24 protein-coding genes are annotated in these 26346 nt (G+C 67.7%); 16 read left to right on the top strand and 8 right to left on the bottom strand.

Going from position 1 to position 26346, the window contains the following annotated elements; translation table 11 throughout:
• Positions 1–8: 8 nt before the first annotated feature.
• On the bottom strand, positions 9–803 hold the full coding sequence (locus AC50YC_RS09110; RefSeq protein ID WP_494953210.1) for a hypothetical protein: 795 nt from the start codon (positions 801–803) through the stop codon (positions 9–11).
• 1 nt (position 804) lies between these two features.
• A complete protein-coding gene (locus AC50YC_RS09105) occupies positions 805–1521 on the bottom strand; it encodes a hypothetical protein (protein WP_494953209.1) in 717 nt (238 codons plus the stop codon).
• Between the two features lie 186 nt (positions 1522–1707).
• Here AC50YC_RS09105 and AC50YC_RS09100 point away from each other — a divergent pair, with 186 nt between their 5' ends.
• Positions 1708–2985 (top strand): mechanosensitive ion channel family protein, encoded by a 1278-nt coding sequence (locus AC50YC_RS09100; protein WP_494953208.1) that lies wholly within the window; start codon positions 1708–1710, stop codon positions 2983–2985.
• Between the two features lie 113 nt (positions 2986–3098).
• Positions 3099–4883, top strand: a complete 1785-nt coding sequence (locus AC50YC_RS09095) for a glycoside hydrolase family 13 protein (RefSeq protein WP_494953207.1) — start codon at positions 3099–3101, stop codon at positions 4881–4883.
• 281 nt (positions 4884–5164) lie between these two features.
• Here the strand turns inward: AC50YC_RS09095 and AC50YC_RS09090 are convergent, their stop codons facing one another.
• The 3 genes from AC50YC_RS09090 to AC50YC_RS09080 all read right to left on the bottom strand — a co-directional run bounded on the left by AC50YC_RS09090 (position 5165) and on the right by AC50YC_RS09080 (position 8098).
• On the bottom strand, positions 5165–5959 hold the full coding sequence (locus tag AC50YC_RS09090) for an alpha/beta fold hydrolase (protein WP_494953206.1): 795 nt from the start codon (positions 5957–5959) through the stop codon (positions 5165–5167).
• Positions 5960–6106: 147 nt separating this feature from the next.
• Positions 6107–7024, bottom strand: a complete 918-nt coding sequence (locus AC50YC_RS09085) for a pullulanase X25 domain-containing protein (protein WP_494953205.1) — start codon at positions 7022–7024, stop codon at positions 6107–6109.
• A 207-nt stretch (positions 7025–7231) separates the two neighbouring features.
• Complete coding sequence (locus AC50YC_RS09080) at positions 7232–8098, bottom strand: DUF1295 domain-containing protein (protein ID WP_494953204.1); 867 nt, start codon at positions 8096–8098, stop codon at positions 7232–7234.
• A 166-nt stretch (positions 8099–8264) separates the two neighbouring features.
• Between AC50YC_RS09080 and AC50YC_RS09075 the strand changes: the two genes are divergently transcribed.
• Genes AC50YC_RS09075 through AC50YC_RS09065 form a run of 3 tightly spaced genes read left to right on the top strand, consistent with a single transcriptional unit; the run spans position 8265 to position 11022 of the window.
• Positions 8265–8726: a MarR family winged helix-turn-helix transcriptional regulator gene (locus AC50YC_RS09075; RefSeq protein WP_494953203.1), complete on the top strand. Its 462-nt coding sequence runs from the start codon at positions 8265–8267 to the stop codon at positions 8724–8726.
• Positions 8723–10591, top strand: coding sequence for an AMP-dependent synthetase/ligase (locus AC50YC_RS09070; protein WP_494953202.1), 1869 nt, complete (start codon positions 8723–8725; stop codon positions 10589–10591). The genes AC50YC_RS09075 and AC50YC_RS09070 overlap by 4 nt, the downstream gene beginning before the upstream one ends.
• The gene (locus tag AC50YC_RS09065) at positions 10588–11022 is read left to right on the top strand and encodes a DUF2177 family protein (protein ID WP_494953201.1); all 435 of its coding nucleotides are present in this window, start codon (positions 10588–10590) and stop codon (positions 11020–11022) included. The genes AC50YC_RS09070 and AC50YC_RS09065 overlap by 4 nt, the downstream gene beginning before the upstream one ends.
• Positions 11023–11058: 36 nt before the next feature.
• Here AC50YC_RS09065 and AC50YC_RS09060 read toward each other — a convergent pair whose 3' ends face one another.
• Complete coding sequence (locus AC50YC_RS09060; protein WP_494953200.1) at positions 11059–11580, bottom strand: STAS domain-containing protein; 522 nt, start codon at positions 11578–11580, stop codon at positions 11059–11061.
• A gap of 428 nt (positions 11581–12008) precedes the next feature.
• On the opposite strand from AC50YC_RS09060, the gene AC50YC_RS09055 reads away from it, so the two are divergent.
• Together AC50YC_RS09055 and AC50YC_RS09050 are read left to right on the top strand one after the other, a co-directional pair.
• The gene (locus AC50YC_RS09055; RefSeq protein ID WP_494953199.1) at positions 12009–13058 is read left to right on the top strand and encodes a TerC family protein; all 1050 of its coding nucleotides are present in this window, start codon (positions 12009–12011) and stop codon (positions 13056–13058) included.
• Between the two features lie 9 nt (positions 13059–13067).
• Positions 13068–13472, top strand: a complete 405-nt coding sequence (locus AC50YC_RS09050; RefSeq protein WP_494953198.1) for a helix-turn-helix transcriptional regulator — start codon at positions 13068–13070, stop codon at positions 13470–13472.
• Positions 13473–13547: 75 nt separating this feature from the next.
• On the opposite strand, the gene AC50YC_RS09045 is transcribed toward AC50YC_RS09050, so the two are convergent.
• Positions 13548–14669 (bottom strand): adenosine deaminase, encoded by a 1122-nt coding sequence (locus AC50YC_RS09045; RefSeq protein WP_494953197.1) that lies wholly within the window; start codon positions 14667–14669, stop codon positions 13548–13550.
• Positions 14670–14717: 48 nt separating this feature from the next.
• On the opposite strand from AC50YC_RS09045, the gene uvrA reads away from it, so the two are divergent.
• Both uvrA and AC50YC_RS09035 read left to right on the top strand, forming a co-directional pair.
• Complete coding sequence (gene uvrA / locus AC50YC_RS09040) at positions 14718–17327, top strand: excinuclease ABC subunit UvrA (RefSeq protein WP_494953196.1); 2610 nt, start codon at positions 14718–14720, stop codon at positions 17325–17327.
• A 276-nt stretch (positions 17328–17603) separates the two neighbouring features.
• Complete coding sequence (locus AC50YC_RS09035; RefSeq protein ID WP_494953195.1) at positions 17604–18305, top strand: transglycosylase family protein; 702 nt, start codon at positions 17604–17606, stop codon at positions 18303–18305.
• Positions 18306–18465: 160 nt separating this feature from the next.
• Here the strand turns inward: AC50YC_RS09035 and AC50YC_RS09030 are convergent, their stop codons facing one another.
• A complete protein-coding gene (locus tag AC50YC_RS09030; RefSeq protein WP_494953333.1) occupies positions 18466–18993 on the bottom strand; it encodes a hypothetical protein in 528 nt (175 codons plus the stop codon).
• A gap of 216 nt (positions 18994–19209) precedes the next feature.
• Here AC50YC_RS09030 and AC50YC_RS09025 point away from each other — a divergent pair, with 216 nt between their 5' ends.
• The 7 genes from AC50YC_RS09025 to AC50YC_RS08995 all read left to right on the top strand — a co-directional run bounded on the left by AC50YC_RS09025 (position 19210) and on the right by AC50YC_RS08995 (position 26346).
• Positions 19210–20112, top strand: a complete 903-nt coding sequence (locus AC50YC_RS09025; RefSeq protein WP_494953194.1) for an MSMEG_6728 family protein — start codon at positions 19210–19212, stop codon at positions 20110–20112.
• 47 nt (positions 20113–20159) lie between these two features.
• A complete protein-coding gene (locus AC50YC_RS09020; RefSeq protein WP_494953193.1) occupies positions 20160–21158 on the top strand; it encodes an SDR family oxidoreductase in 999 nt (332 codons plus the stop codon).
• Between the two features lie 43 nt (positions 21159–21201).
• Positions 21202–21591, top strand: coding sequence for a DUF1622 domain-containing protein (locus AC50YC_RS09015; protein ID WP_494953192.1), 390 nt, complete (start codon positions 21202–21204; stop codon positions 21589–21591).
• 40 nt (positions 21592–21631) lie between these two features.
• Entirely contained in the window at positions 21632–22420 is a 789-nt protein-coding gene (locus tag AC50YC_RS09010) for an isocitrate lyase/PEP mutase family protein (RefSeq protein WP_494953191.1), read from the top strand.
• Between the two features lie 13 nt (positions 22421–22433).
• Positions 22434–23276 (top strand): YqjF family protein, encoded by an 843-nt coding sequence (locus AC50YC_RS09005; protein ID WP_494953190.1) that lies wholly within the window; start codon positions 22434–22436, stop codon positions 23274–23276.
• Between the two features lie 88 nt (positions 23277–23364).
• Positions 23365–25248, top strand: a complete 1884-nt coding sequence (locus tag AC50YC_RS09000; protein WP_494953189.1) for an HNH endonuclease signature motif containing protein — start codon at positions 23365–23367, stop codon at positions 25246–25248.
• Positions 25249–25356: 108 nt separating this feature from the next.
• A complete protein-coding gene (locus AC50YC_RS08995) occupies positions 25357–26346 on the top strand; it encodes an alpha/beta hydrolase (RefSeq protein WP_494953188.1) in 990 nt (329 codons plus the stop codon).

The following is a 26346-nucleotide window of genomic DNA, read 5'->3' as shown; positions in this document are numbered from 1 at the left end:
CCCGGCTCCTAACCCGCCGGCGTCTCCGCCGGCCGCAGGGACGTGATCATCGTCCGGACGTCCTGGTATTCCGGGGTGGACGCGTACAGCTCGGCCTTCTCCAGGTACGGCAGCGCCGGGTCCCCGGGCGTCTCGTTGTGCTCCGGGTTGTACGTTCCGCCGAAGAACGCGCCGCTGGGCGGCCACAGGAAAAGGTGGAACATGGGGCACGCCATATCGCCGGATTCCACGGGGACCATGGTGATGCCGTACGCAGCGATGGTGGACTGTGTGGACACCGGATCGGTATCGTCACCCCGGGACTCGAACACGTAGCGGGGCACCCCGCCGTCGGCGCCCCCGCCCTCGGCGAGGGCGGCCATCGGCTCGGAATCGTAGACCTCAAACGGGGTTTTGCCGACGCATTCGGACCCGGTGACGATGTTGGTCCGCAGGCCCGCCATCGGTTTCCCCTCAGCGTTGAACACGTCCACGAACTCGCCGCCGAGCGCCCCGCCGGGGTCCTTCACCGTCCAGGCCGCGGGGTAGTCGAACGACAATCCCCCATCCGTCGTCGTGAACGTCTTCCAGCCCGACGTCGGCCCCTCCGACGCCGACGGCCCGTCCGACGCCGTGGTGGACGGCGTTGAGGACGTCGCCGGGCTGCTGCCCTGGGTCTGGCTCGCCGAACCTGCGGGGCCCTCCGGCGCGGCCGGGAGCAATCCGCAGGACGTCAGGAGCAGGACCAGTCCCAGCGAGGTGCACAGGGTGGCGGCTGCGGTGGTGCCGGGGACAGTGCCGGGTGAGCCCGGCGGCCTCCTCACGTCATGGCTTTCCGGCCGGCCGCAGTGAGGTGATTGCCTGCTTGACGTACTTGTACTCGGTGGTGTCCATGTACACCTCGGGCGTATCCACGTGCATGGGACCTCCCGGCGTGGTGTCGAACGGGTCGTAGACACCGCCGAACATGGCGCCGCTGGGCGGCCAGGCGAAGAAGTGGAAAATCGGGCAGGCGGTGTCCCCGGTGGGCTCCGGCGCGGCGGTGAGGCCGTAGGCCAGGGTGAGGGAGGTCGACGGATCACTCGACGCCGGGTTGGTCCGGCCCTCGTAGACGAACCGCGGCGTCACCCCGTCATGGGCCAGCGCGGGAACGGGCTCGGAGTCGTACATCATGAAGGGGAACTTTTCCATGCACTCGGCGCCCGTGACCATGTTGGTCCGCAGGGTGGCCATCGACTTGCCGTAGTCGCTCACCAGCTCCACAAAGGCGCCGCCCTCAGCGGGCTGGCCGGCCGGGTCCTTGATGGTCCACGACTCCGGGTAGTCGAACGCCAGCGAGCCGTCCGACGTCGTGAACGTTTTCCACCCCGCCGGCGCCGTGACGGCGGGCGAGGAAACCGTGCTCGGCGAGGCGCTGGCCGTGGCCGTCGTGACCGGCGGGGAGCTGGTGGCTGGGGCTGCTGCGGGCGACGCGCATCCGGCCAGAACGGCAGCAGCGCAGAAAGCTGAAAAAGCTGTGGCGAATGACGCGACGCGGCGCATGGCACCCTCCCCCTGGGAAAATATAGTGGTCGGACTATTCTCGGGTCTTTCCGCGAGGAAACTAGGGCCTTTGGGCCCTTGGCACCCCGGCCTTACCAGGAAGTCGGTCCAGGCACCCCCGTGATGCTTCCCACGTTGCCCCCTGACAATTTCAATTGCCCGCGGAAGCTTGCTAGAGCTTAAGTAATGCAAGACGTCCTTGATCCCGCCATGCCCTTCCTGGCCCCCGTCCTCGCAGTGGCCCTCGCCGTGGCCGGCGGCCTCCTCTCCTCCTGGCTGGTGCGCCGGATTGTGCTCCGGCTCAACCGGAACCAGCCCGCCCTCCGCGAGACCTCCCGGGTAGCGCGCGTGCCGTTGCGGCTTGCGCTCTGCCTGATCCTCGTCCGGATCGCCCTGGGCCTCACCACCGAGGACGCCGAATGGCGCCGCAACCTGGACCACGCGCTTCAGATCGCGCTCATCGGCTCGCTCGCCTGGCTGGCCATCGCCGTCTTCCTCATCATCGAGACCATGGTGCTCACCCGCTACCGGGTGGACGTCGCGGACAACCGCCGCGCCCGTCGGCTCCGCACCCAGGTCATCCTCGCCCGGAGGATCGGCGTCGCCCTGATCGCCATCGTGGCTCTGGGCATCGCAATGCTGACCTTCCCCGCCATCCAGGCCCTCGGCGCCGGACTGCTGGCTTCCGCCGGGGTGATCTCGATCGTCGCCGGCCTCGCCGCGCAGACGTCCCTGGTCAACGTCTTCGCCGGCATCCAGCTCGCCTTCACCGATGCAATCCGGGTGGACGACGTTGTGGTGGTGCAGAAGGAATGGGGCCGGATCGAGGAGATCACGCTGACCTACGTGGTGGTCCACATCTGGGACGACCGGCGGATGATCCTGCCTTCCACCTACTTCACCACCACCCCGTTCGAGAACTGGACCCGGCGGCAGTCCGATGTCATGGGCACCGTGGAGTTCGACCTCGACTGGCGCGCCCCGGTGGAGGACATGCGCGCCGAACTCAAGCGGGTCCTGGCCGGCACCGAACTCTGGGATGAGCGCGTGGGCATCCTGCAGATCACCGACGCGACCGCTGGCTTCGTCCGGGTCCGCATCCTGGTCAGCGCCGCGGACAGCGCCACACTCTTTGACCTGCGCTGCCTGATCCGCGAGGAGCTGGTGCTGTTCCTGCAGCAGGAACACCCGACGGCGCTCCCCCACGTCCGGCTCGAATCGCTCGGCGCCGCTGCGCTGGGGCCGGGCACACCGGGTACCGCGGACTCGTCCGGCACCCCCACCTCCGCGAAGCCGCGGGGCAAGGTTTCCGCCGCGGACGAGCCCGGCCGGCACCCGGCCGATCCGCACGACTCCCAGCTGTTCACCGGATCAATCGAGGCAATCCAGCGCTCCCGGGCCTTCACCGGCCCCGGCGAGGAAGTGTTCGAGGACCGGGACAAGAGCATCGCTTCGCAGAACTAAGGTGCCCTCCACATAGCACCTCCGGGGTCTTCCCTGCCCGCGGGAACTGTTCCATAATCAGACGTTGGTGGGCCAGCATCGTTGCCGGCCGCCGGACCAGCTGAGGAGTCCCCATGACGGTAAAACAGCCGACAGAAGAATCCGTGGAGGCTCCTGCCCGCGACTGGTTCCAAAGCGCCGTCGTCTATCAGATCTATCCGCGCAGCTTCGCCGATTCGAACGGGGACGGCATCGGGGACCTGCGGGGCATCATCAGCAAGCTGGACTACCTGCACCGGCTCGGCGTCGACGTCGTCTGGCTGTCCCCGATCTACACCTCCCCGCAGGACGACAACGGCTACGACATCAGCAACTACCGCAACGTGGACCCGATCTTCGGCACGCTTGAGGACCTGCGGGAACTGACGGACGGGCTGCACGCCCGGGGCATGAAGCTGGTCATGGACCTGGTGGTCAACCACACCTCGGATGAGCATCCCTGGTTTGTGGAGTCACGCTCCTCGAAGGACAACCCCAAGCGCGACTGGTACTGGTGGCGTCCGCCGCGCGAGGCATCCACTGACGGCTCCGCCGGCGGCCCGGGCGCGGCACCGAACAACTGGGGCTCGGCATTCTCCGGACCGGCCTGGGAGTTCGACCAGGCCACCGGCGAGTACTACCTCCACATCTTCTCCCGGAAGCAGCCGGACCTGAACTGGGAAAACCCGCAGGTCCGGGCGGCGGTCTACGAGATGATGAACTGGTGGCTGGACCGGGGCGTGGACGGCTTCCGGATGGACGTCATCAATTTCATCTCCAAGGACACCGCCCTGCCGGACGGGCCCATCGCCGCCGGGATGCTCTACGGCGACGGCAGCCCGTTCTACATCGGCAGGCCCCGGATCCACGAATTCCTGCAGGAGATGCACCGCGAAGTCTTCGCCGGCCGCCCCGGCCCGCTGCTGACCGTCGGCGAGATGCCCGGCGTCACCGTGGAAGAGGCCGTCCTGTTCACCGACCCGGAGCGCCCCGAGGTGGACATGGTCTTCCAGTTCGAGCACGTCGCCCTGGACCAGGAGGACGGCAACAAGTGGCGGCCCAAGAAACTCAAACTCACGGACCTCAAGAAGACCCTGGGCCACTGGCAGACCGGCCTGGCGGAGCTCGGCTGGAACAGCCTCTACTGGGGCAACCACGACCAGGCCCGGGCGGTCTCGCGCTTCGGCGACGACGGCAAGTACCGTGAGCTCTCCGCAAAGATGCTCGCCGGCATCCTGCACCTGCACCGCGGCACGCCCTACGTCTACCAGGGCGAAGAACTCGGTATGACCAACATGACCTTCGGGGCGATCAGCGATTACCGGGACATCGAGGTCCTCAACCACCACCGCGAGGCCACCACACATCTGGGCCACACCGACGCGGAAGTCCTCGCCGCGCTCGCGCCGCTGAACCGCGACAACGCACGCACCCCGGTCCAATGGGACGCCTCCCGGCACGCCGGCTTCACCACCGGTTCCCCCTGGATTGCGGTGAACCCGAACGCGAACCACATCAACGCCGCCGCGCAGGTCGACGACCCGGATTCGGTGTACAGCTTCTACCGGGCGGTGATCGCGCTGCGGCACAGCGAACCCGTGGTGTCGCACGGGGACTTCACCATGCTGCTGCCGCGGGACGAACACGTTTACGCCTTCGTCCGTTCGCTGCCGGAGACCAAGCTGCTGGTGCTGGGCAACTTTTCCGGCCAGGACCAGGAGGTCGCGCTCGACGACGCCGACGTTCCCGTGGTGTGGGACAGCGCGGAACTGGTCCTGGGCAACTACCCCGCCGATGCCGCGGTGCCCCGCCTGCATCTGCGGCCGTGGGAGCTGAAGGTACTGCGCGCCGGAGCGACACGCATCATCCACCACGAGTGAGGGAGCCCGGCATGACCATTCCACCGCCACAAGAACCTGAGCCGTTTCCGCCGGAACCCGGGCCCACCACGCCCGAGCCCCAGCCCGGAGACCCGTTTCCGCCGGAACCCGGCCCGGTCCCACCCCCGGCGCCGATTCCGGAGCCGGGCCCCGCGCCAACTCCCGGCCCGTTCCCCACGCCGGGGCCGCTGCCGATTCCCGACCCCGGCCCGTTCCCGCCACCACGGCCGGACCCGACGCGGTTCTAATGGGTCCAGCCCGCGGGCCGGCGGAGGGCCGGCTCAATCCGCGATGCCGTGCAGGAAGTTCCGCACTTCCGCATTGAAGGCCTCGGGCGCTTCCAGCTGAGCGAGGTGCCCGGAGTCGGGAATCACCGCCAGTGCTGAGCCCGGAATCCGGCGGTGCAACTCGTGGGCGACGTTCAGCGGGGACCGCTGGTCGTCTGCGCCGTAGAGCAGGAGGGTGGGAATGCTGACGGTGGGCAGCACCGGCCGGTAGTCGGCCCGGCCGCTGGCGGAGAGCAGCGCCCGCATCCCGGCCGGGCGCACGTCTGCCATGATCCTGCTGGCTTCGGCCACCACGGCGGGATCGGCCTTGCCGGTGAACAGCGTCGGCAGCCACTCGTCGATGAACTTCTCCGGAGGCTGATCGATCTCGGCCAGCACCTGGGCGTAGCGCCGCTCCACTTCCTCGGGCGGCAACGATCCCGCCCAGCCCGCATAGGCGGAGGCCAGCACCATCGACGCCGGCATCCCGGGATATCCGCGGTACAGCTCCAGGACGACCATGGACCCCCACGACAGCCCCAGAAGGTGTGGTTTCGCGGGGACCGCAGCGCGCAGGAAGCCGGCGGTGATGGCTCCGAGCTCCTCTGCGGTCAACTCCGGGGCGGGGTCGTCCGATTGGCCGCACCCGGGAGCGTCCCAGGCGAACACCGTGAACTCGTCCGAGAGACCCTCCAGCTGGTGGCGCCAGACCCGACCGTCCTCCCCGGCCCCGTGAAACAGGACCAGCGCCGGTCCCTGGCCGCTTCGCTGGTAAGCAATCCGCAGCCCATCAACCTCGACGGTTTCCATCACCCAATGATAGGCCGATCCGCGGTTGCCGGGCAGGGAAATTCACGACGCGCGAAACCGCCCGCGACGCGCAAAAGACCCTTCGACACCCGAAGTCGGGCGTCGAAGGGTCTTTTACACCTCGGCAGGAAAAATGCGCGTCGCTGGCTACGGCAGGAAGATGTCGCGGGTCCGGTGGTCGTAGTGGATGACCAGCTGGCCACCGGAGTGGTGCACCTCGTGGTTGGCGCCATCGAAGGCTCCGAAAGCACCGAAGTTCTCGTCCCAGGAGCGGTTGAGCGCGATCTTAAAGCAGTAGGTGCCAGCCGGGAGGTTCGCCGCGAGCTTCCAGAGCTGGTCAACAAGGTCCAGTTCCATCTGGGACTCGTCGTACTGCGGAGCCCAGTTGGCGGGGGCGCCCAGCAGGATGTTGAAGTCACCTGCGACGGCGACTGCCTCGGGCTGCTCGACGGTTTCCACGCTGGAGGCGGGGGCGCCGGCAGCTGCGGCGGCGGGTGCGGGTGCCGCAGCAGCCGGGGCCGCGGCGGGTGCATCGGCGGGCTTGTCGGCTGCCTTGCGCTTGCGGACCGCCTTGGCGACCGGGGCAACGGCCTCTTCGACCAGTTTGGCAGCCTTGCCGGCGACCTTTTCGGCCACCTTGGCGGCCTTCGGAGCAGCCTTGGGAGCGGCAGCCTTCGGAGCCGGGGTTCCGGCGGGGGGCGCCGACGGAAGCGGGGTGTCGGCGGGAACGGGAGTTCCGGCGTCGAGCGCTGCGGCGAACGCGGCGGGGTCAGCGAACGCGACGGTGGCGCGCTGGCCGTCCTCGGTGATGGTCCAGCCGGCACGGCCCTTAACCAGCCAGCCTGCCTTGACCAGCTTTGCGGTGGCGGTGGTCAGGGTCTTGTGGCCGCGGGGAATTCCACCGCTGAGCAATTCACGCTCGAACTCGTTGAGCGGCACGCGTGCGATGGCCTCGCCCAGGACCGCTCCGGCGTTCAGCTTCTCGCCCGTCCACACCCCCTCTGCCAGAACGTCCAGTACGGCTTTCAGTCGACGGGTGGTGTTTTCGGCAGTGTTCGCGCCCATGGGTCTCCTTTAGAAGCAATTGATCCACCTGCATTTTGCCAAGGATCGTCGAGTTTCCGCGAGTCGGTAACGGTTAACTCTGTGTGTCGTGACCCACTATTACACCCCATGGCGTCGGGCGCGAGGGCCCTAAACAGGGGTACTCGCGGGTAGTATTTCCGGCGCCGACTTGCCGGCGCTGCGGCGCGGCGCTGACTGGAGCCGCTGCTAGAGCTTGGGGACCAGGACGGGGGTGTCCTTCTTGTAGGCCTCGTAATCGGCCTGGCCGCCCCACTTTGTGTCGGACTTCTTCTCCAACAGCGGCACACCGCTGACCTTGGTGAGCAGCAGAGCGACGAACACCGGGGAGATCAGCGCGACCCACTGCCATCCCTGCAGCACGGGCACGGCGACGATCGCGACACCGATCCAGAGCAGGATCTCGCCGAAGTAGTTCGGGTGGCGTGACTTGGACCACAGCCCGGTGGAGATGAATTTGCCCTTGTTGGCGGGGTCGGCGTTGAAGCGGCTCTTCTGCCCGTCAGCCACGATCTCGATGCCGAAGCCGACGGCCCACACGAGGAAACCGACCAGCGCGAACCAGTCCAGCGCCACCCTGGTCGCGGAAGTAATCGCCACCCACGCTGCGGCCGCGGTGAAGATTACCCAGAGTCCCTGGATGGTCCACACGTTGAGGAACCGGACAAAGGAGGGCTTGATCTCGTCAAAGCGGTCATCCTTGCCGGCCTTGCTGATACGGCGGAACAGGAAAATGCCCAGCCGCAGGGTCCAGGCGAGCACCATGGCTGCCAGCAGCACGGCGCGGGCGTCGACCCCCGGCGTGAGCAGGATGAGCAGAAGCGTGATGGCGGTGTAGGTCAAGGTGCCGGTCAGGTCGTAGAACTTCTCGGTCTGGGCCTTGAATGACGGGATGAACGCCAGCCACTGAATGAGGAACGCGGCCCCAACCGCCATCGCGAACATCGGGATCCCGCCAAGGGTCGCCCCGCCCTGGCTGCCGGCCACGGCGACGAGCGCCCCGATCAGCACAACCACGGGGAGGGCGATGAGCGCCTTACGGTCTGATTCCTTCATCAGGAAGTTCCTTTCACACGCGGAGCGGGCCGCGGCCGGCACGCCCCAAGACGTACCGCCGGGCATCAGCAGTGTTAGCAATCCTAGTAGATGATCAAATAAGATTGAATAATAGATCATCGAACAAGATTGTCTAATATTGGAATTCGGCACCGAAGGAGTGGACATGACCGCGTCGCAGCAACACCCGGCCACGCTGGCCTTGCAGAGCCTGTTCACCCTCGCCAACGAAACCGAGCGGGAAATCGCTCGCGTCATGGGGCTGAATCTCACCGATTACCGTGCCCTGTCGGCGCTCGCACTGTCGGGACCGGTGACGGTGGGCAAGCTCGCCGAGGATCTGGGCGCAACCCCTGCCACCACCACTGCGATCGTGAGCCGGATGGAGTCCCGCGGCTACATGGAACGCCACCGGAGCACCGATGACAGGCGCCACGTCCAGGTGAGCGTCACCCCGGCAGCCGCCCTTGGAATCATGAACCTGATGCGCCCCCTCATGACCGCCACCAACGAACACATCAAGGCCCTGCCCGCCGACCACCGGGCCGTCGTCGCGGACTTCCTCGACGTCGCCCAGCACCTGATGCGAGACCACTTGCACACACTTTCGGAGAAGGACGCCCGATGAGAGAGTTCACCACCCCGCTGCTGGCTGAGGCATCCGGTCACCGGAATGCGACCGAACTGCTCATGCAGCGGTTCCGGACCTCCCCCGAACACGTTGCCTTCGAGGTACGGGCCGCGGATGCCGCGATCACGGATCCCTGGCGCCAGGTGACCACCCGGCAGTTCGTTGACGAGGTGCGCGCCCTGGCCAAGGGCCTGATCGCGGCCGGCCTCCAGCCCGGCGAATCGCTCGCCATCATGTCCCCCACCCGATACGAGTGGGCACTGGCGGACATGGCAGCGTGGTTCGCCGGCGCCGTCGTCGTCCCGATCTATGAGACCTCGGCCGCTCCCCAGGTGATCGCCATCCTCGCCGACGCCGGCGTGCGCCTCGCGATCGCCGGCTCCGCTGAGCATGCTCTCCTCTTGGAGCAGGGGTTCGAACAGGCCGGGGTGCCGGGCCTGGGGGTCTGGACGATGGACGCCCGCCCGGGCGCTGACCTGGCGGACCTCGTGCTCCGCGGCGCCGCGATCTCCGACAGTGCGGTCGAGGAACGGCGCCTGCTGGCAGATCTCGACTCGGTAGCGACCATTGTCTACACCTCCGGCACCACGGCCGCGCCCAAGGGTGCCCTCATCACCCACGGCAATTTCGTGGGGCAGGTGCTGAACGTGGCGGCCGCCTACACCGGGGTGGTCCGCGAGGGTGGCAACACGATTATCTTCCTGCCGATGGCCCACGTACTGGCCCGCGGACTGCAGCTGACCTGCCTGGCCAACGGCATGCGCATCGCGCACCTGTCCGATCCCCGGGACGTGGTGCCCGCCCTCGGCGTCCTGAAGCCCACCTTCCTCGTAGTGGTCCCCCGCGTGTTGCAGAAGATCCAGGCGTCCGCCGCGGCCGCCGCGACGAAGAAACACCTCGGACCGGTGTGGGTGTCAGCGCAGGGCACCGCGGTCGCATGGGGCCGGTTCGCCGAAGCCCGCGACGCCGACCCGGCGGCCAGGGCCGCGCTGGGGCTGCGGGTCAGGCACGCATTGTTCGACCGGCTGTTCTACGCCCGGCTCCGGAAGCTGATGGGCGGACGCCTCGACTACCTGCTCTCCGGTGCCGCCGCACTCGACGCCGAGCTGTCCCTTTTCTTCCGCGGCCTGGGCCTGCCGGTCATCGAGGGCTACGGCCTCACGGAAACGACCGCACCGCTGACCGGGAACATGCCCGGCTCGATCAGGGCCGGCACGGTGGGCGTCCCCATGCCGGGAACAACTGTGCGCCTTACGGACCAGGGCGAGGTGCTCGCCCGCGGCGTCGGCGTGTTCGCCGGCTACCGCAGACCGGCTGACAACACGGACGCCTTCACGGACGGGTTCTTCCGCACCGGCGACCTCGGTGAGCTCGACGAACTGGGCCGGCTCACCCTCAAAGGCCGGATCAAGGACGTCATCGTCACCGCGGGCGGCAAGACCGTCTCCCCCGCCATCTGGGAAGGCTATGTCGAGGGCGACCCCCTCGTGGCGCACGCCGTGATGGTGGGAGAGGGCAAACCCTTCCTTGGCGGGCTCGTGCTGCTGGACCCGGAATCCGTCGCGGCCTGGGCGGAACGCGAGGGCATCACCGATCTGGCCGGCCTGCGGATTCCGGACGACGGCGGCGCCGTCCAGATCGACGACGCGCGGCTCCTCACCGCGATCGGCAAGGCGGTCAGCGCCGCCAACGCGAAGATCGCGCGATCCGAGCAGGTACGCCGTTTCGTGCTGCTGCTCACCGACCTCAGTGAGGCCAATGGCATCGTGACCCCCACCATGAAGCTCAAGCGCGGCGCCTTCACCGAACGCGCCCGCCACATCGTCGAGAACCTCTACGCGGACAAAAGGAGCCAGGCATGAGCACCCACGTCAAGAGGTGGCTGCTTTCCTACGCGGTCGCCGCCGTCATCTTCGCCGTCGTCGACGTGGTCTGGATCGGCACCGTGGCGAACAACCAGTACGAGAGCCAGATCGGAGAGCTGCTGGCGCCCAGCGTCAACCTCGCCGGCGCCGTCGTGTTTTACCTGATCTATGTCGTGGGAATCGTGCACTACGGCATCCGGCCCAACGACCCGGACGCCACCCTGCGGCAACGGGTGACGGGCGCCGCCCTGTTCGGCTTCTTCACCTACGCCACCTGGGCACTGACCGCGCTCGCCGTCCTCAGGGCCTTCCCCGCCGTGGTGGCGCTGACCGACATCGCCTGGGGCATCGCGGTATGCAGCGCCGTCACCTGGCTCACGGCCACCCTCCTGCGGCGCATGCTCACGCGGTCCGTCAGCGCAAAGTAGCGCCGGCGGGCGCCCGCGGGCGCTGGGTGCGCCGGGTCAGTCCCCGGCGCTCCATTCGGCCCCGGTCTCGGCCATGTAGGCGGCAACGGCCGAGTCGACGGTGCGGTAGAAGTGGCGCGGGTCGATTTGGCGGGTCAGCTCGTAGCGTTCGATCTTCTCCCGGACCCCGTGCTTGAGTTCCGCGAACACGAACGACGTTCCCTGCGCGTTCAGCTCCACGTCCAGCTCCAGCAGCACGTCCGAGGCCGTCGTGTCCACGTCCGTGATCGGCTCGGCCGCGATGACGATCCACCGCGGCTTGGGTTCGGCGCGGGCCAGCCGCCGGACGTTCTCGCGGAACGGCCTGACGTTGGCGAAGAACAAGGGCGCGTCGAAGCGGTAGATCACCAGGCCGGGCAGGTGTTTCGCGTCCGGGTGGACGTGCACATCGTGGAACCCCTCCAGTCCCGGCACGCGTCCGATCACGGTCTCGTAGGGCCACCAGGCCCGGCGGAAGATGTTGAGGACGGACAGCCCCACCGCGATGGCGATGCCGGGCAGGACCCCCAGCAGCGTCACGCCGAGGAAGGCCGCGAGCGACGTCGAGCCCTGGCGTGAACTGGCGCAGCCCGCCGGTCCGCCGTCGTCCGGTGGTGGTCATGGGAGCACTCTGCCGGGCGCTGGTGCCCGCTGCATCCTCCGACGGGAATGATCCGGGTCCCCCGCCACCCCCATTTGCCCTATCAGTTTTGGCTCCCATTCGCCGGTTTTAGCAACCAAGAGTGATAGGGCAATGGGAGTGTGCGGCGGGTGGGGCGGGTTCGACGACGCCGGCGCCGCCCCTTGTCGTCATAGGTGAAATATGTTTCACTAATTGGACGGAGGGGAGTATCCCCCAAATGTCCCGTCGTCAGTACGGCCGCCCCTGAGCGGCCCGGCGGAACAGGCCCCCTGGGCCGGGAAAGACCTCCAGTTGGTTTGAACTGACTGGAAGCGGGTGCTCCCTGATGAATGTTCCTTTTTGGGCCTGGTTGGCCGTCCTTGCCGTCATTGTCCTGATGCTGGCCGTGGACCTGTTCGCGCACCGCAGGGCCCACGTCATCGGCGTCCGCGAAGCCGCGTTGTGGTCCGGCCTCTGGGTCGCCTTCGGAGTAGGCTTCGGCGCCCTGGTCTGGCAAATTTACGGAGCGGAGTTCGGCCAGCAATACTTCGCCGGATACCTGATCGAGAAATCCCTGGCAGTGGACAACGTGTTCATCTGGGCGATCATCTTCACGTACTTCGCAGTTCCCCGCGAATACCAGCACAGGGTGCTGTTCTTCGGAGTCCTGGGCGCCCTGGTCTTCCGGGGCATCTTCATCGCTGCGGGCTCCGCGATCATCGCCAGCGCCGGCTGGGTGCTGTACATCTTTGCCGCGTTCCTGCTCCTCACCGGCTACCGGATGATCCGCCACCGCAACGACCACCTTGACCCGGAAAAATCCCGGATCCTGAAACTCTTCCGCCGGCGCGTGCCCATGACGGACGACTTCCACGGCCAGCGTTTCCTGATCCGCAAGAACGGCGTCCTGCTGGCCACCCCGCTGCTCGCGGTCCTGGTCCTCATCGAGGTCACGGACATCATCTTCGCCGTGGACTCCATCCCCGCGATCTTCGCCGTCACCGACGAAGTGTTCCTGGTCTTCACCGCCAATGCTTTCGCCATCCTGGGCCTGCGGGCAATGTACTTCCTGCTCGCTGACCTGATCCACCGCTTCATCTACCTCAAGATCGGACTCGCGCTCGTCCTGATCTGGGTAGGCATCAAAATGCTCCTCAAAATCGACATCTACTACATCCCCACCCCGCTGTCCCTGGCCGTCATCGCCACTATCCTTGGGGTGTCGATCGGAGCAAGCCTCTGGGCCACCCGGGGGCAGGGCCGCAAGGCTCCCCCGGCGCCGGCTCACTCCCCGTTCGGAACCGCATCACCTGAGGAGATCGCCGATCTGGAGCCACTGTGGCGCAAAGGCCCCGACACGAAGGCCTCGTCGGCGTCGTCGTCGAAACGTGAGTAAGGAACAACCATGACAGCCTCCCCGCAGGGACCGGACAGGGGTTCGGACCAGGGACCGGATCAGGGCACGGATCCGCCCGTTCCTCCGGCACCCCCGCGTCCCACGTGGACCTTTCTCACCAACCACGGGCACGTCCTGCTGTCGGTGGCCGCAGACCCTCAGGCCCGCATCACCGACATCGCCGCGAGGGTCGGCATCACCCCACGCTCAACCCTCCAGATCCTCAAGGATCTAGAAGAGGGCGGATACCTTCACCGCATCAAGGACGGGCGACGAACCAGCTACGCCATTGAACCCCACCAGCACTTCCGTCACCCCACCACGGCAACCCGGGAAGTCGACGAACTGATCGGCCTCTTCGCCCCGTCAGCCGAAGCGGCGCAGTCGATGGAGGTCCCCTCACCCCGGGAGTGACCCCCGCGTTGCCCTGTCACTTATGGTTCCCATTCGCCGGTTTTAGCCACCAGAAGTGATAGGGCAACTGTGGGGTTAGTGCCCGGAAGCGGCGAGTTCGGCGAGCAGCTCGGCCTTGCGTTCCTCACTCGCGAAGGACGAGCGGATGGAGTTGGCCGCCATCCGCACGAAGTCGAACTCGGACAGGCCGATCACCGATTTCAGCTGCGCAAAGTTGTCGTCCACGTACCCGCCAAAGTACGCCGGGTCATCCGAGTTAACGCTCACGTTCAATCCCGCAGCGAGCATGGCAGGCAGCGGGTGCTCCTTCAGGGTGTCCACGGCGCGGAGCCGGACGTTGGACAGCGGGCACACGGTCAGCGGCATGAGCTCGTGCACCAGCCGTTCCACCAGGTCCGGGTCTTCCATGCAGCGGATCCCGTGGTCGATCCGCTCGACGTCCAGGATGTCCAGCGCATCGATGATGTACGACGGCGGTCCCTCCTCGCCGGCGTGCGCGATCCGGTGCAGGCCGGCGTCCTTGGCCCGGGCGAACAGCCGCTCGAACTTCGCCGGCGGGTTGCCCACCTCGGCCGAGTCGAGGCCGATGCCCGCAATCGGAGCGTCCATGGCGAGCAACTGGTCCAGCACCTCCAGGGCGGAGTCCTCGGACAGGTCCCGCAGGAACGCGGCGATGAGCAGGGTAGAGATCCCGAATTCCTGCTCCGAACCGGCCAGCACGGACGCCACGCCGTTCACGCAGGTCTCCAGGGCCACCCCGCGGGACAGGTGCGCCTGCGGATCCAGCATGATCTCAGCATGCCTTACGCCGGCGAGCGCAGCCCGGGTCAGGTACGCCCGGGTCATGTCCGCGAAGTCCTGCTCCGTCCGCAGCACCGCCATATTGGCGTAGTAGAGGTCCAGGAAGGACTGCAGGTCCGTAAACTCATAGCGGGAGCGCAGCTCATCCAGGTCCGCGTACGGCAACTGGATGCCGTTGCGTTCCGCCAGGGCGAAGATCAGCTCGGGCTCGAGGGTTCCCTCGATGTGCAGGTGGAGTTCAGCGACCGGCAGCGGGCCGTGAACCTCCTCGGGAACCTCGGCGAAGGCGGGAATCTCGTGGGCTGCCGATGCTGGGCTGTCCGGTGCAGGGGTGGCCGTTGCTGGGTTGTCCGGTGCAGCGTCCCCGGTGGCAGCGACGCCGTCGTTAGTTTCCATTTGGTAAGGATATGCCCGTGAACAGCAGACACCGATAGAGTCGGTCGGATGCACAGTGATCAGCATGCTTCCGATTTTTCCGGCCCGACCCTTCCAGGGTTGGGCGCCGACCGTCCCACGGACGGCTTTGTCCGGGTGCGCGGTGCCCGGGAGAACAACCTGCGGAACGTGGACGTGGACGTGCCCCGCGACGCGATCGTCGCGTTCACCGGGGTTTCCGGGTCCGGGAAGTCCTCGCTGGCGTTCGGCACCATCTACGCCGAGGCGCAGCGCCGCTACTTCGAGTCCGTGGCGCCCTACGCCCGCCGGCTGATCCAGCAGGGCCACAACCCCAAGGTGGAAATGATCACCGGGCTGCCGCCCGCCGTCGCCCTCCAGCAGCGCCGCGGGACGCCCAGTTCCCGCTCCACGGTCGGCACGGTCACCACGCTGTCCAATTCGCTCCGGATGCTCTTCTCCCGCGCCGGCAGCTATCCGGAGGGCGCCGGCCAGCTCGATTCGGACGCGTTCTCCCCCAACACCGCGGCGGGCGCCTGCCCGGAGTGCCATGGCCTCGGCATCGCGCACACCGTCACCGAGTCCTCGCTGGTCCCGGACACGTCGCTGAGCGTCCGCGACGGCGCGATCGCCGCCTGGCCCGGCGCCTGGCAGGGCAAGAACCTGCGCGACATCCTCACCCACCTGGGTTACGACGTCGACACCCCCTGGCGGAAGCTGCCCAAAAAGGACCGCGACTGGATCCTCTTCACCGAGGAACAACCCGTGGTGGAGGTGACACCCCAGCGCGACCGAGTCGCCAAGCCCTACAAAGGCCGCTTCTGGAGCGCCAAGAGCTACGTGCTGCACACCCTCGCCGATACCAAGAGCACCACGATGCGCGACCGGGTGCTGCGCTTTATGGAAACCGGCCCCTGCCCGGTCTGCGGCGGCAGCGGCCTGACCCCGGCCGCGCTGGACGTGACGTTCGCCGGCCGCACCATCGCCGAACTCAACGCCGTTCCCATGACGGAGCTGGCCGAGATCATCCGCCCCACCACCGAGCTCACGGAGGCCGGAACCGCCTCGCGCAAACAGAGCTCCGGCGAGGCCAACGAGGTGGCGGTCGCCATCACCCGCGACCTGCTGCAACGGGTCACGGTGCTGCTGGACCTCGGCCTGGGCTACCTCGCGCTGGGCCGGTCCACCCCGACGCTCTCCCCCGGCGAGATGCAGCGGCTCCGGATCGCCACCCAGCTGCGCTCCGGCCTCTTCGGCGTGATCTACGTACTCGACGAGCCCTCCGCCGGCCTGCACCCGGCCGACGCCGAGCCCCTCCTCGCGGTCCTGGACCAGCTCAAGTCCTCCGGCAACTCGGTGTTCGTGGTGGAGCACAACATGGACGTCGTCCGCCGCGCGGACTGGCTGGTCGACGTCGGCCCGCGCGCCGGCGAGGGTGGCGGCGAAGTGCTCTACAGCGGCCCCGTCGCCGGGCTCGCCGAGGTGGAAGAGTCCGTGACCCGGCCGTTCCTGTTCCCGAACGGGTCAGAAAAAGCGGACGGGTCGAAGAAAGCGGACGACGGCGGTTCCTCCGCGGCTGGAGCAAGGCGGCAAGCCGCCCGCCGGGAGGCTGCAGGCTGGCTGGAGCTGCGCGACATCACCCGCCACAACCTGCGCGAACTCGACGCTGACTTCCCGCTTGGCGTGCTGACCGCTGTCACCGGCGTCTCCGGCTCCGGCAAGTCGACGCTGGTCAGCCAGGTGCTCGCCGAGGTCGTCGGAGCCCGGCTGCATCCGGATGCGGACGCCGCCGCGCGAGCCACCGGGGACCTCGAGTCCGCGGACACCGAGTCCGCCGGTCCGCTCAGCGTTGGCCCGGTCTCCGGACTGGACCAGCTGGACCGCCTGGTCAAGGTGGACCAGAAGCCGATCGGCCGCACACCCCGCTCCAACCTCGCCACCTACACGGGCCTCTTCGACGCGGTCCGCAAGGAGTTCGCGGCCACCGACGAGGCCCGGGCCCGCGGTTTCGGCGCCGGACGTTTCTCCTTCAACGTCGCGGGCGGCCGCTGCGAGACCTGCCAGGGCGAGGGCTTCGTCGCCGTCGAGCTGCTGTTCCTGCCCGGCAGCTACGGCCCCTGCCCGGAATGCCAGGGCTCGCGTTACAACCCGGAAACCCTTGAGGTCACCTACCGGGGCAAGAACGTGGCAGAGGTCCTCGGCATGACAGTCAACGCGGCTGCGGAGTTCCTGGACGCGGTCCCCGCTGCCGCACGCAGCCTGCAGACCCTCCGCGAGGTGGGCCTGGGCTACCTCCGGCTCGGCCAGCCCGCCACCGAGCTCTCCGGCGGCGAAGCCCAGCGCATCAAGCTCGCCACGGAGCTGCAGCGCGCCCAGCGCGGACACTCGCTCTACCTGTTGGACGAGCCCACCACCGGGCTGCACCCGGCCGACGTCGAACTCCTCATGGCCCAGCTCCACCGGCTGGTCGATGCGGGGAACACCGTGATCGTGGTGGAACACGAGATGGACGTGGTGGCCGCTGCCGACTGGGTGATTGATCTGGGTCCGGCCGGTGGTGACGCCGGTGGCAAGATCATCGCGGTGGGGACGCCCGCCGTCGTCGCCCGGTCCAAAAAGAGCCGGACGGCGCCGTATCTGGCGGCGGTGCTCGGCGGCTGATGGCTCAGCGACGGCCGCGGGCGGCCGCCGGCCAACGTCAGCTCGACGACCGGCTTTTATCAGGACCTCACGGAGAATAACGACTTGATAACGGCGCCAGCGTGAATTAGCCTAGTGGGCATGCCCGGACACCGGGCATGCGTGCCCGGTGCTACCACCACCACATACTGCCCGACCGGTAGCGACCGCAACGACCTCTATTGTCAGGGGCGGGCAGTAGTGCGACAACGTCCGGGGACGGACCGAGCACCGGTGGCCCTCAGGAGCAGCTACCCCATGAAGAAATCCACGTACAGCACTGTCGCGCGCCGCGGCGCCACTCTTGCCGCCGTCTCGATCGCCGGCGTCGCACTGTCCGCCTCGGCTGCCAACGCAGCCGTCCCCAGCGCCACGTCCAGTACCGTTTGGGATTCCCTGGCCCAATGCGAAAGCAGCGGCAACTGGGGCATCAACACGGGTAACGGCTACGCGGGCGGGCTGCAGTTCAGCCCCAGCACCTGGGCCGCCTATGGCGGCACCGGCTCGGCGGCCAACGCCAGCCGTGAGCAGCAGATCGCCGTAGCCGAGCGGGTTCAGGCCGGCCAGGGCTGGGGAGCGTGGCCGTCCTGCGCCGCGAAGCTGGGCCTGACCGGCGGCGCCGTCGCTCCGCAGAGCGTGCCGGTGCCGCAGGCGCCCGCTGCCGTTCCTGCCCCGGCGGCCAAAGCGCCCGCCAAGGCCGTAGCCCCGAAGGCCGCCGCGCCGAAGGCCGCCGCGCCCAAGGCAGCCGCCCCGAAGGCAGCCGCCCCGGCAGCGCGCCACGTGGCGGAAGTTCCCTTGAGCGGCGAGAGCTACACGCTCCAGAGCGGCGACACCTTGAGCAAGGTCGCTGAGAAGCTCAACATTGCCGGCGGCTGGCAGCTGCTGGCCGATGCCAACGCGTCGACCATCAGCGATCCTGATCTGGTGTTCGCGGGCCAGGTGCTGCAGCTGCCTGCCTAATCCGCGCCCAGCCGGCTTTTGGCCGGTGCTGGCAGTAGCCGCTTAACCCACGACGCCGGAGCGTTCCCCCAGGGGGACCCTCCGGCGTCGTGCTGTCTTCTTTTGTAAGTTCTGCTCTAGATTCTGGCCGGAGTTGCTGCTCGCGCCCTAACCGCCAGGACTAGGCGGTCCGCGGAATCTCGCGGACGATCCGCACTTTCCACGCGGTGTCGTCGCTGGTGTCCAGCAAGGCCACGGTGCCCATGGCGAGGTGCAGCGCCACCCGCTTGGCCGCGAGCAGCTCGAGGTAAAGATTCTCGTTCATGCGGGCCGGGGCGTCGATGACATACTTCACGGCATCGCGGACTTTGCGGTAGTTATCGCTTTTTTCTCGGTTCAGGTGCAGCTCCAGCATCCGTTGCTGGCGGATCTTCGGTTCGTGCCGGTTCAGCCAGGACACCGCGGCATGGACCGCCACCACGAGGGTCAGCGAGATGACGTAGATCTCCCAGCCGCTGGAGAGCAGGAACAGGGGAAGATTCCCGATCGCTACCACCGCGATGAACAGCCGGAGCGCCAGCAAACGCCGCATGGTCAGCGCCACGGAGGCCAGTGCGTTCCGGAAACCGTTCTGCTCCTTGCGGGCAGCCGCCGGATCGATGGTGAACTCCTCCAGGACCAGGATGCCGTTGGCGTCGGGGCTCAGCATTTGCCCGTATTTGGGCAGCTGGGCGGGCGCAGGCAGCGCCGCGGATGCGAGGACTGGATTCTTCGACATGGGCGCGTGTCTTCCGTGCAGCAGGGCTGGTTTGTGCTAGTTTACCCGCCGACGCCGCGGACTGTCTGTCCCATTCCAAAATGTGAACACGCTCACCCGCAGCCGCCCGCAATTGGTGCATTGGCTTCTTGGCCTCAAACTGGAGAGATGCAGACTTTTCTCCCGTTCCCCGATTTCCAGCAGAGCGCCGCGGCTTTGGACCGCGCACGGCTCGGCAAGCAGCGCGTTGAAGCGCTGCAGACCCTGCGTGCGCTGGTGATTCCGGAGTACGGCTGGCAGTCGCACCCGGCCATCCGGATGTGGATGGGGTACGTTCCCGCACTGACCCTCTACGGCCTGACCATGGTTGACGAATGGACTGCCCGCGGCGGCGAGGACACCACCCGCGAGAAGATCATGGAATTCGCACCCCAGGCTGCGCACCCCGACTACGCCGCGAAGATCCCCATGCCGCCATGGCTCGGTGCTCCCGAACTGCACCTGAGCCACCGCTCCCGGCTGATCGCCAAGGACCCGCGGTTCTACACGGAGCTGTTCCCGGATACCGAGCCTGACCTGGAATACGTCTGGCCCGAGCCCACGCTTGAGCTGGTGCCGGAGGATCCTTCCGGCGACCGCATGTGGGTCCTCCGCCTGCCGCTCGATGACATCGAGCCGGAAAAGCTGGACACCGTCAGCCTGCCCCTCGTGGGCAAGGCGAAGGCCGCCGCCGCGGGTGAAGACGACTACCAGTTCGTGTACGCCGACTCCGGTGCCCGCCGGCCGGCGAAGCAGCGCAAGCTCCCGCCGAAGCAACTCGTCAAAAAGCCCACGCGCAAGCGCCAGCAGCAGGAGGAAGCGTTCACCACGCTTCCCGGCAACTCAACCGTCGCCATCCCGTTCGACGGCGGTGCGTCCTTCGCCGTGGGCAAGGTGCTGGGCCGTCCGATCACCGTGGAGGGCCGCTTCGCACGCAACTTCAAGGTCGACGAGATCCTGAACCGCTCGGACTTTGATTACCCGGCGCTGCTGCAGGATCCGCGGGTCTTCTTCCCGATCCCGGCGCGCTAACCCATATTCGTCGGCCCTGGTGGCCGAATACTGGCAGACTGGCCAGCATGACTGTACTTATGGCCGGTTGCGGCGATCTGGGGACCGAGGCCGGGCTGCGGTTCGCCGCGGCCGGCCACCGGGTGGTGGGCTGGCGGCGTTCGCCGGGGAAACTTCCAGCCGGCATCGAAGGTGCCGCGGCTGACCTGAGCGCCGGTGAACTGCCGCCCATCCCGGCGGACACCACCGCCGTCGTCGTCGCGATCGCGGCGGACTCCCCCACCGAAGCTGCCTACCGCGCGGCCTATGTGGACGGGTTATCGAATGTTGTGGACGCCGTGCTGGATTCCGGCGCCCCGGTCCGGCGCATGCTGTTCGTCTCCTCCACCGCCGTCTACGGCGACGCCGGCGGGAACTGGATTGATGAAACCACGACGCCGGCACCCGGCGGGTTCTCGGGCCGCATCATCCGCGAGGCGGAGGATCTCCTCGCCCGCCGGTTGAGCGGCACCGGCATCATCCCGGTGGTGCTGCGGCTCGGCGGTATCTACGGTCCCGGGCGGACCCGGCTCATAGACCAGGTGCGCGGCGGATCCGCAGTCATTCCGGCCGAGTCACGGTTTACCAACCGCATCCACCGCGACGACGCCGCGGCCGCGATCGTCCACCTGTGCACGATGGAGCCCGCCCCGGAACCGGTGTACCTCGGCGTGGACAACGCGCCCGCCGAGCTCGGCGACGTGCTGGGCTTCCTGGCCGCCGAGCTGGGACTTCCCCAGCCGCCGTCGGGCACCGCTGAGGACGGCCGGCAGAGCGGCGGCTCGCAGAACGGCCCCTCGGGCGGCGTCTCGCCGAAGGGCGGCGCGGGCGGCGTCTCGCCGAAGGGCGGCGCGGGCGGCGTCTCGCCGAAGGGCGGCTCTCCGAAGGGCGGCGGCGAGCCGTCCCGCGGCGGCAACAAACGCTGCAGCAATGCGCTGCTGCGCAGCACTGGATTCGAGTTCCGGTACCCCACCTTCCGCGAGGGTTACCGCGCTATTCTTGCCGGAGCGGGGGTCCGTCACTCTTAAGCGGGTGCGGCGGATTTCACCACTCCTTTCTTTGAGGGGAACCATGGATTTTCAGGAAATGATTCAGGCAGTCGGTGGGTACATGGACGTCGCCGGTGTGGCCGTTATGGTGATCGGCGCCGTCGTGTCCGTGCCCATGGCTTTGCGAGGCTTCCAGCCGCGCAGGCGGCCGGAAGGGGAAGAGCCGCTCTCTGTCTACCGTTCCTACCGGCAATTGCTGGGCCGTTCGATCCTGCTCGGGCTGGAGCTCCTGGTCGCGGCGGACATTATCCGGACCGTCGCCGTCACTCCGACGTTTGAAAGCGTCGGAGTGCTCGCCATTATCGTGCTGATCCGAACCTTCTTGAGTTTCTCTCTCGAGCTCGAAATTACCGGCCGCTGGCCTTGGGAAAAACAACCCGAGGGCTCCTCGTCCGTTTCAACAGCCGGCTGAAGCGCTTCCGGGTGTCACGGGCTCCCGCTAGGCTCAGGGCATGACTGAATCCGCTGCTTCCCTTGCGCCCAAAGCCACCGAGTTGCTCAGGCTCCACCAGGCGCCCGAAATCCTGCAGGTCATCAATGTCTGGGACGCCGTCTCCGCCAAGGTGGTGACGGACGTGCCAGGCACCGCCGCGTTGGCCACGGCCAGCCACTCCATCGCCGCGTCGCGGGGCTACGCGGACGGCGAGAATATTCCGTTGGAAGAAATGATCGACGCCGTCCGGCGGATCGCCGCCGCTACAGCACTTCCGGTGAGTGCTGACCTCGAAGCGGGCTACGGCAACCCTGGCGAGACGGTACGCCAGGCCATTGGTGCCGGGATTGTTGGCGCCAACATCGAGGACCAGATGCGCCCGCTCGGCGACGCCGTGGCGCAGATGAGCTCGGTTGTGCGCGCAGCCGAGGCCGAGGGCATCGATTTCGTCCTCAATGCCCGCACCGACGCCTTTTTGAAAGGCAAAGACCGGGACCCCGCTGCGGTGCTGGCTGACGCCATCGAACGCGGCCGCGCGTTCCTCGACGTCGGCGCGACCAACGTGTTTGTGCCAGGCCTGCTGGACGAGGCCACCGTCGCCGCCCTGGTGGACGGTATCGGCTGGAACAAGGTGTCCGTCATCAACGTGCCCGGTTCGCTGGCCCCGGTCAAACTCCAGGAGCTTGGGGTTGCGCGGATATCCTACGGCCCGTGGACCCAACGCGTGGCGTTGACGGCTCTGGCCGATGCGACCGGAGAGCTCCTCGCTGGCGGGGCGCTTCCGGACAACACCCGGCCCCTGAACTAGCGGGCACCGACTAATGGTCGTTGACCCCTGGCCTGATGCCCCGGAACTTCCGACGCCGATCATCATGGATCAGCGGTGGACGGACGCGGTCTTTCTCCACTGGCGCATCCCTCATGCCGTCGCCGCGCCGTTCATGCCCCCGGGTGTGGTGCCGGACGACTTCGACGGGTCCGCGTGGGTGGGCCTGATCGGCTTCCGCATGCAGGGGGCAGGCCTGGGCCACGGGCCCGGTATCCCCTACTTCGGGAGCTTTAACGAGATCAACGTGCGCCTCTACTCCCGCGAGCCGGACGGCACCCGGGGTGTGGTTTTCCTCAGCCTGGACGCGACGCGGTTGGCCGTAGTGCTGGCTGCGCGGGCGGCCGGGATTCCCTATGTGTGGTCTCGGGCGGGGTTCCGTGGGGTAGGCGATTTGGATCCTTTCGCCTCATTGCAGGCTGCAGACCCGTCTGGGGCGGCTGGGGCGGCTGCTCGGCCGGCGGCGGCCCCGTTGGCGGGGCAGACGGTGCCGGCGGGCGCGGCGGTGCCCCTGGCCGGGTATTGGGTGCGGCGGTTCCGGGGCGGCGCCCGGAGCAACTTTGCGGTTACCCCGGAGTTCGACGTCGAAGCCACCGATCCGCTCTCCCTCCACCTCACCGCCCGGTTCGGCCTGCACACCCGATTCCGCGGCAGGACCCTGTACGTTCCCAACACCCACACTGCCTGGCCGCTGTACCGGGCTCAACTGACTGACCTCGAGGATCAGCTGGTCGCGGCGGCCGGCATCAACGTCACGGGACCGCCTGAATCGGTGCTCTTCTCGCCCGGGGTTCGCACCCAGTTTGGCCGGCCACGCGTGTTGGATGGCGGGTCTTGAGTCTTCCTGAATCCTCCTGACGACGGGATCCAGACGGCAGGGTAACGGGTCGCGAAGAATGTCATAGCTCCGCGGTAAATTTTGTTTCATGGAAACCGTCAGGGATTTCATTCCTTTCGAGGACACGGGCCGGGACGCTGAACACAGCACCGGCCGCGGTACCTCCCGGGCCGGACAGCCCGGTATGGACGGTGTGGAAGAGGCCCTCGTCATGCTCCGGGAAGTGGGTTTGACGGCGGTCGAGGACGCGGCGCTGCTGGACTTCCTGGCCGCTTCGGATTTCGCGGGCACGGTGGAGGAGCTCTCGCGGGTCGTGGAGTTTCTGCAGCTCGTAGCGGCCGGGGCCGTGGACCGGACCCGGAAGCAGGCCGCCGGTTCTGCCACGAAGGCGGGGGCCTCGTGGACCACGGGCTGGCGCGAGAGCACCGGCCCCGGCGCTTTCAAGGAGGCTGGGCCTGGGACCGGGCATGGGGCTGGGACTGGGACCGGGCATGGGGCTGGGACTGCCGGGCCCGTCAGCGTGGCCGCGGCGGTTCCGGTTGCTGTGGACTCCCGGGTTGCCGATGACGGCCCGGCAGTTGCTGTTGCGGTTGCTGTGGATGACGGGTACCGGAACACCACGGAGTTCCTGCGGGCGCGGTTGCGGATCAGCGCCGCCGAGGCCCGGCGCCGGTTGTCCCTGGCCGAATGTCTTCTGCCGTGTCAGGGATTCACCGGTGAGCCCCTGCCGCCGGTCCACGGGGAACTCGGCTCAGCGGTCGCTGCCGGCGAGGTCGCGTCCCGGGCCGCGACGATCATTACTTTGGCGCTGGACCGTGTCCGGCACGTCTGCGATGCCGAGGCGACCGCCGGGATGGAGCACGCGCTGACGCGCACCGCGGCGGAGAACGACCCTGATTTCCTGGCCCGCGTGGCCCGGAGCTGGACCGATGCGCTGGACCAGGACGGCGCCGAGCCCTCCGAGGAACTCCTGCGCCAGCTTCAGGGCGCCTTCATCCGCAAACCCCGCCACGGACTCCAGCACCTGGAGATCTTCGCGACTGCCGAACAGTTCGAAAACCTCCTCACCGTCATGAATACCGCCACCAACCCGCGCACGGCCAACCCGGGGACGCCGGGAAACGCGGCCGCCGGTGAGGGGCCGGGAAGCGCGGCCGCCGGTGAGGGGTCCGTGGGCGGGGCTGCCGCAGCGGCGGCCACGCTATCGGCCGGGGCCTCCGCCGGAGCCAGCCCCTGGCCTGACCGCGGCAATGACCGCGACAATGACGGCGGAAATGCTGGTGTGGACGTGGCGCTGGATCTTCGTTCGCGCCCGCAGAAACTCCTCGACGGCCTCGTCGGCGCCTGCAAGGTCGGCCTCGCCGCCGGATCCCTCCCCGCCGCCGGTGGACTCCGCCCGCAGGTCATGGTCACCATCGACTATCGGGACCTGCTCGCCCGGCTCGGCCAGCCTGGAGACAGCCACGACGACACGACCCCCGGTCATGCCGCGGCCGCCACAGGCCCATTCCACTCCGGCCAGGCGACGGCGCAGACCGGAACGCTGCTGTTCACCGGCCCTATAACCGCCTCCACGGTCCGGAAGGTCGCCTGCGACGCGGACATCATCCCGGTCCTCCTCGGCGGTGAAGGTCGGATCCTGGACATCGGCCGGGCCTCACGGGTCTTCCCGCCGCACATCCGCAAAGCCCTCACCGCCCGCGACCAGGGCTGCGCCTTCCCCGGCTGCACCATCCCGGCCACCTGGTGCGAAGCCCACCACATCAACTACTGGTCCCACGGCGGCACCACCGGCACAGAGAACGGGGCACTGCTCTGCTCCCACCACCACCACGTGATCCACAAAGAACAATGGACCATCCAGGTCCGCACCGGCATCCCCTGGTTCATCCCGCCACCCCACATAGACCCACGCCAAAAACCCCGACGAAACTACTACTTCCGCCCCGCAGACCTCAGCACCGCCGCCTGACTCCGGCGGTTGAAAAAGTGCAAGCGGGCAACGGGCCAGACAGATCAAAGGTGACGTCGGGGACCTTGCAAGATCCAGATATCTCGATCATGGAGATATCATCGAACTGTGAAGGATGCCAGACCGCACGACCCCAATTACCCCAGTGGTGCCGCTGGGTCGGTCCTGGACTGGAGCGGCGCCTTAACTGCTCTAGCGCTGATCGTGGTTCCGCTCTGGATGTTGCTTGGCAACAGCGCAGTCCTCGGTGGCCATCCCGCGCTGCCGGTCCTGCTGGGGGCCGCCGTCGTACTGGGCCTCTTCTGGGTGTTCAGCCTCGTCAAACGCTCGACTCGGCCACGGTGCGGAGTGTCACGCTGGCAACTGCTCCGCGGACTCGCGGGCCGGATTGTTGTCCTGGGCCTCGTTGCGGGTCTGGCGTGGCTCACCCCGTTCACGTACCAGGCCGGAGTTAGTGCCGGTCAGGCCATGGGGACGACCGGGACCACGAGGACGAGCACCACCGAAGACGCCACCACCATCACCCTCGCCCCGCAGGGTACGGCCAGTGCGGGCCTCGTCTTCTACCCAGGGGCGCGTGTCGATGCGCGTGCCTACCAGGACATCCTGGGCCCGCTCGCGGATGCAGGCTATCTGGTGGTGATCTTGAAAGTGCCTCTGGGCATCTCCCTGCTGCACACAGGCCAGGCACGCGGAGCCATGGACCGGCATCCCGATATCACCTCCTGGGCGGTGGGTGGCCACTCGCTGGGAGGAGTGAGCGCGTCCGCCTTCGCGAAGTCGAACCCCGACGTCTCCGGACTCCTGCTGTTTGCCTCGTACCCCGCGGACAGCATGTCGGAGTCCGGCGGTCTTTCGGTACTCTCCATCTCGGGGTCAAACGACGGCCTCACCACCCCGGACAAGATCGCCGCGTCGAAGCCCCTGCTCCCGCCGACCACTATCTACGCAACCGTGGAGGGTGGCGTGCACGCCTTCTTCGGAGACTATGGTGAGCAACCCGGGGACGGCGTGCCGGGCACCTCCCGCGAACAGGCGCAGCAGCAGATCGCCGCGGAGTCGGTCCGCTTTATGGACCGGCTCGTCAAGGCCGGCTGA

This window comes from Pseudarthrobacter sp. MDT1-56 (assembly GCF_059383555.1).
This window is presented reverse-complemented; position numbering and strand designations above follow the sequence as displayed.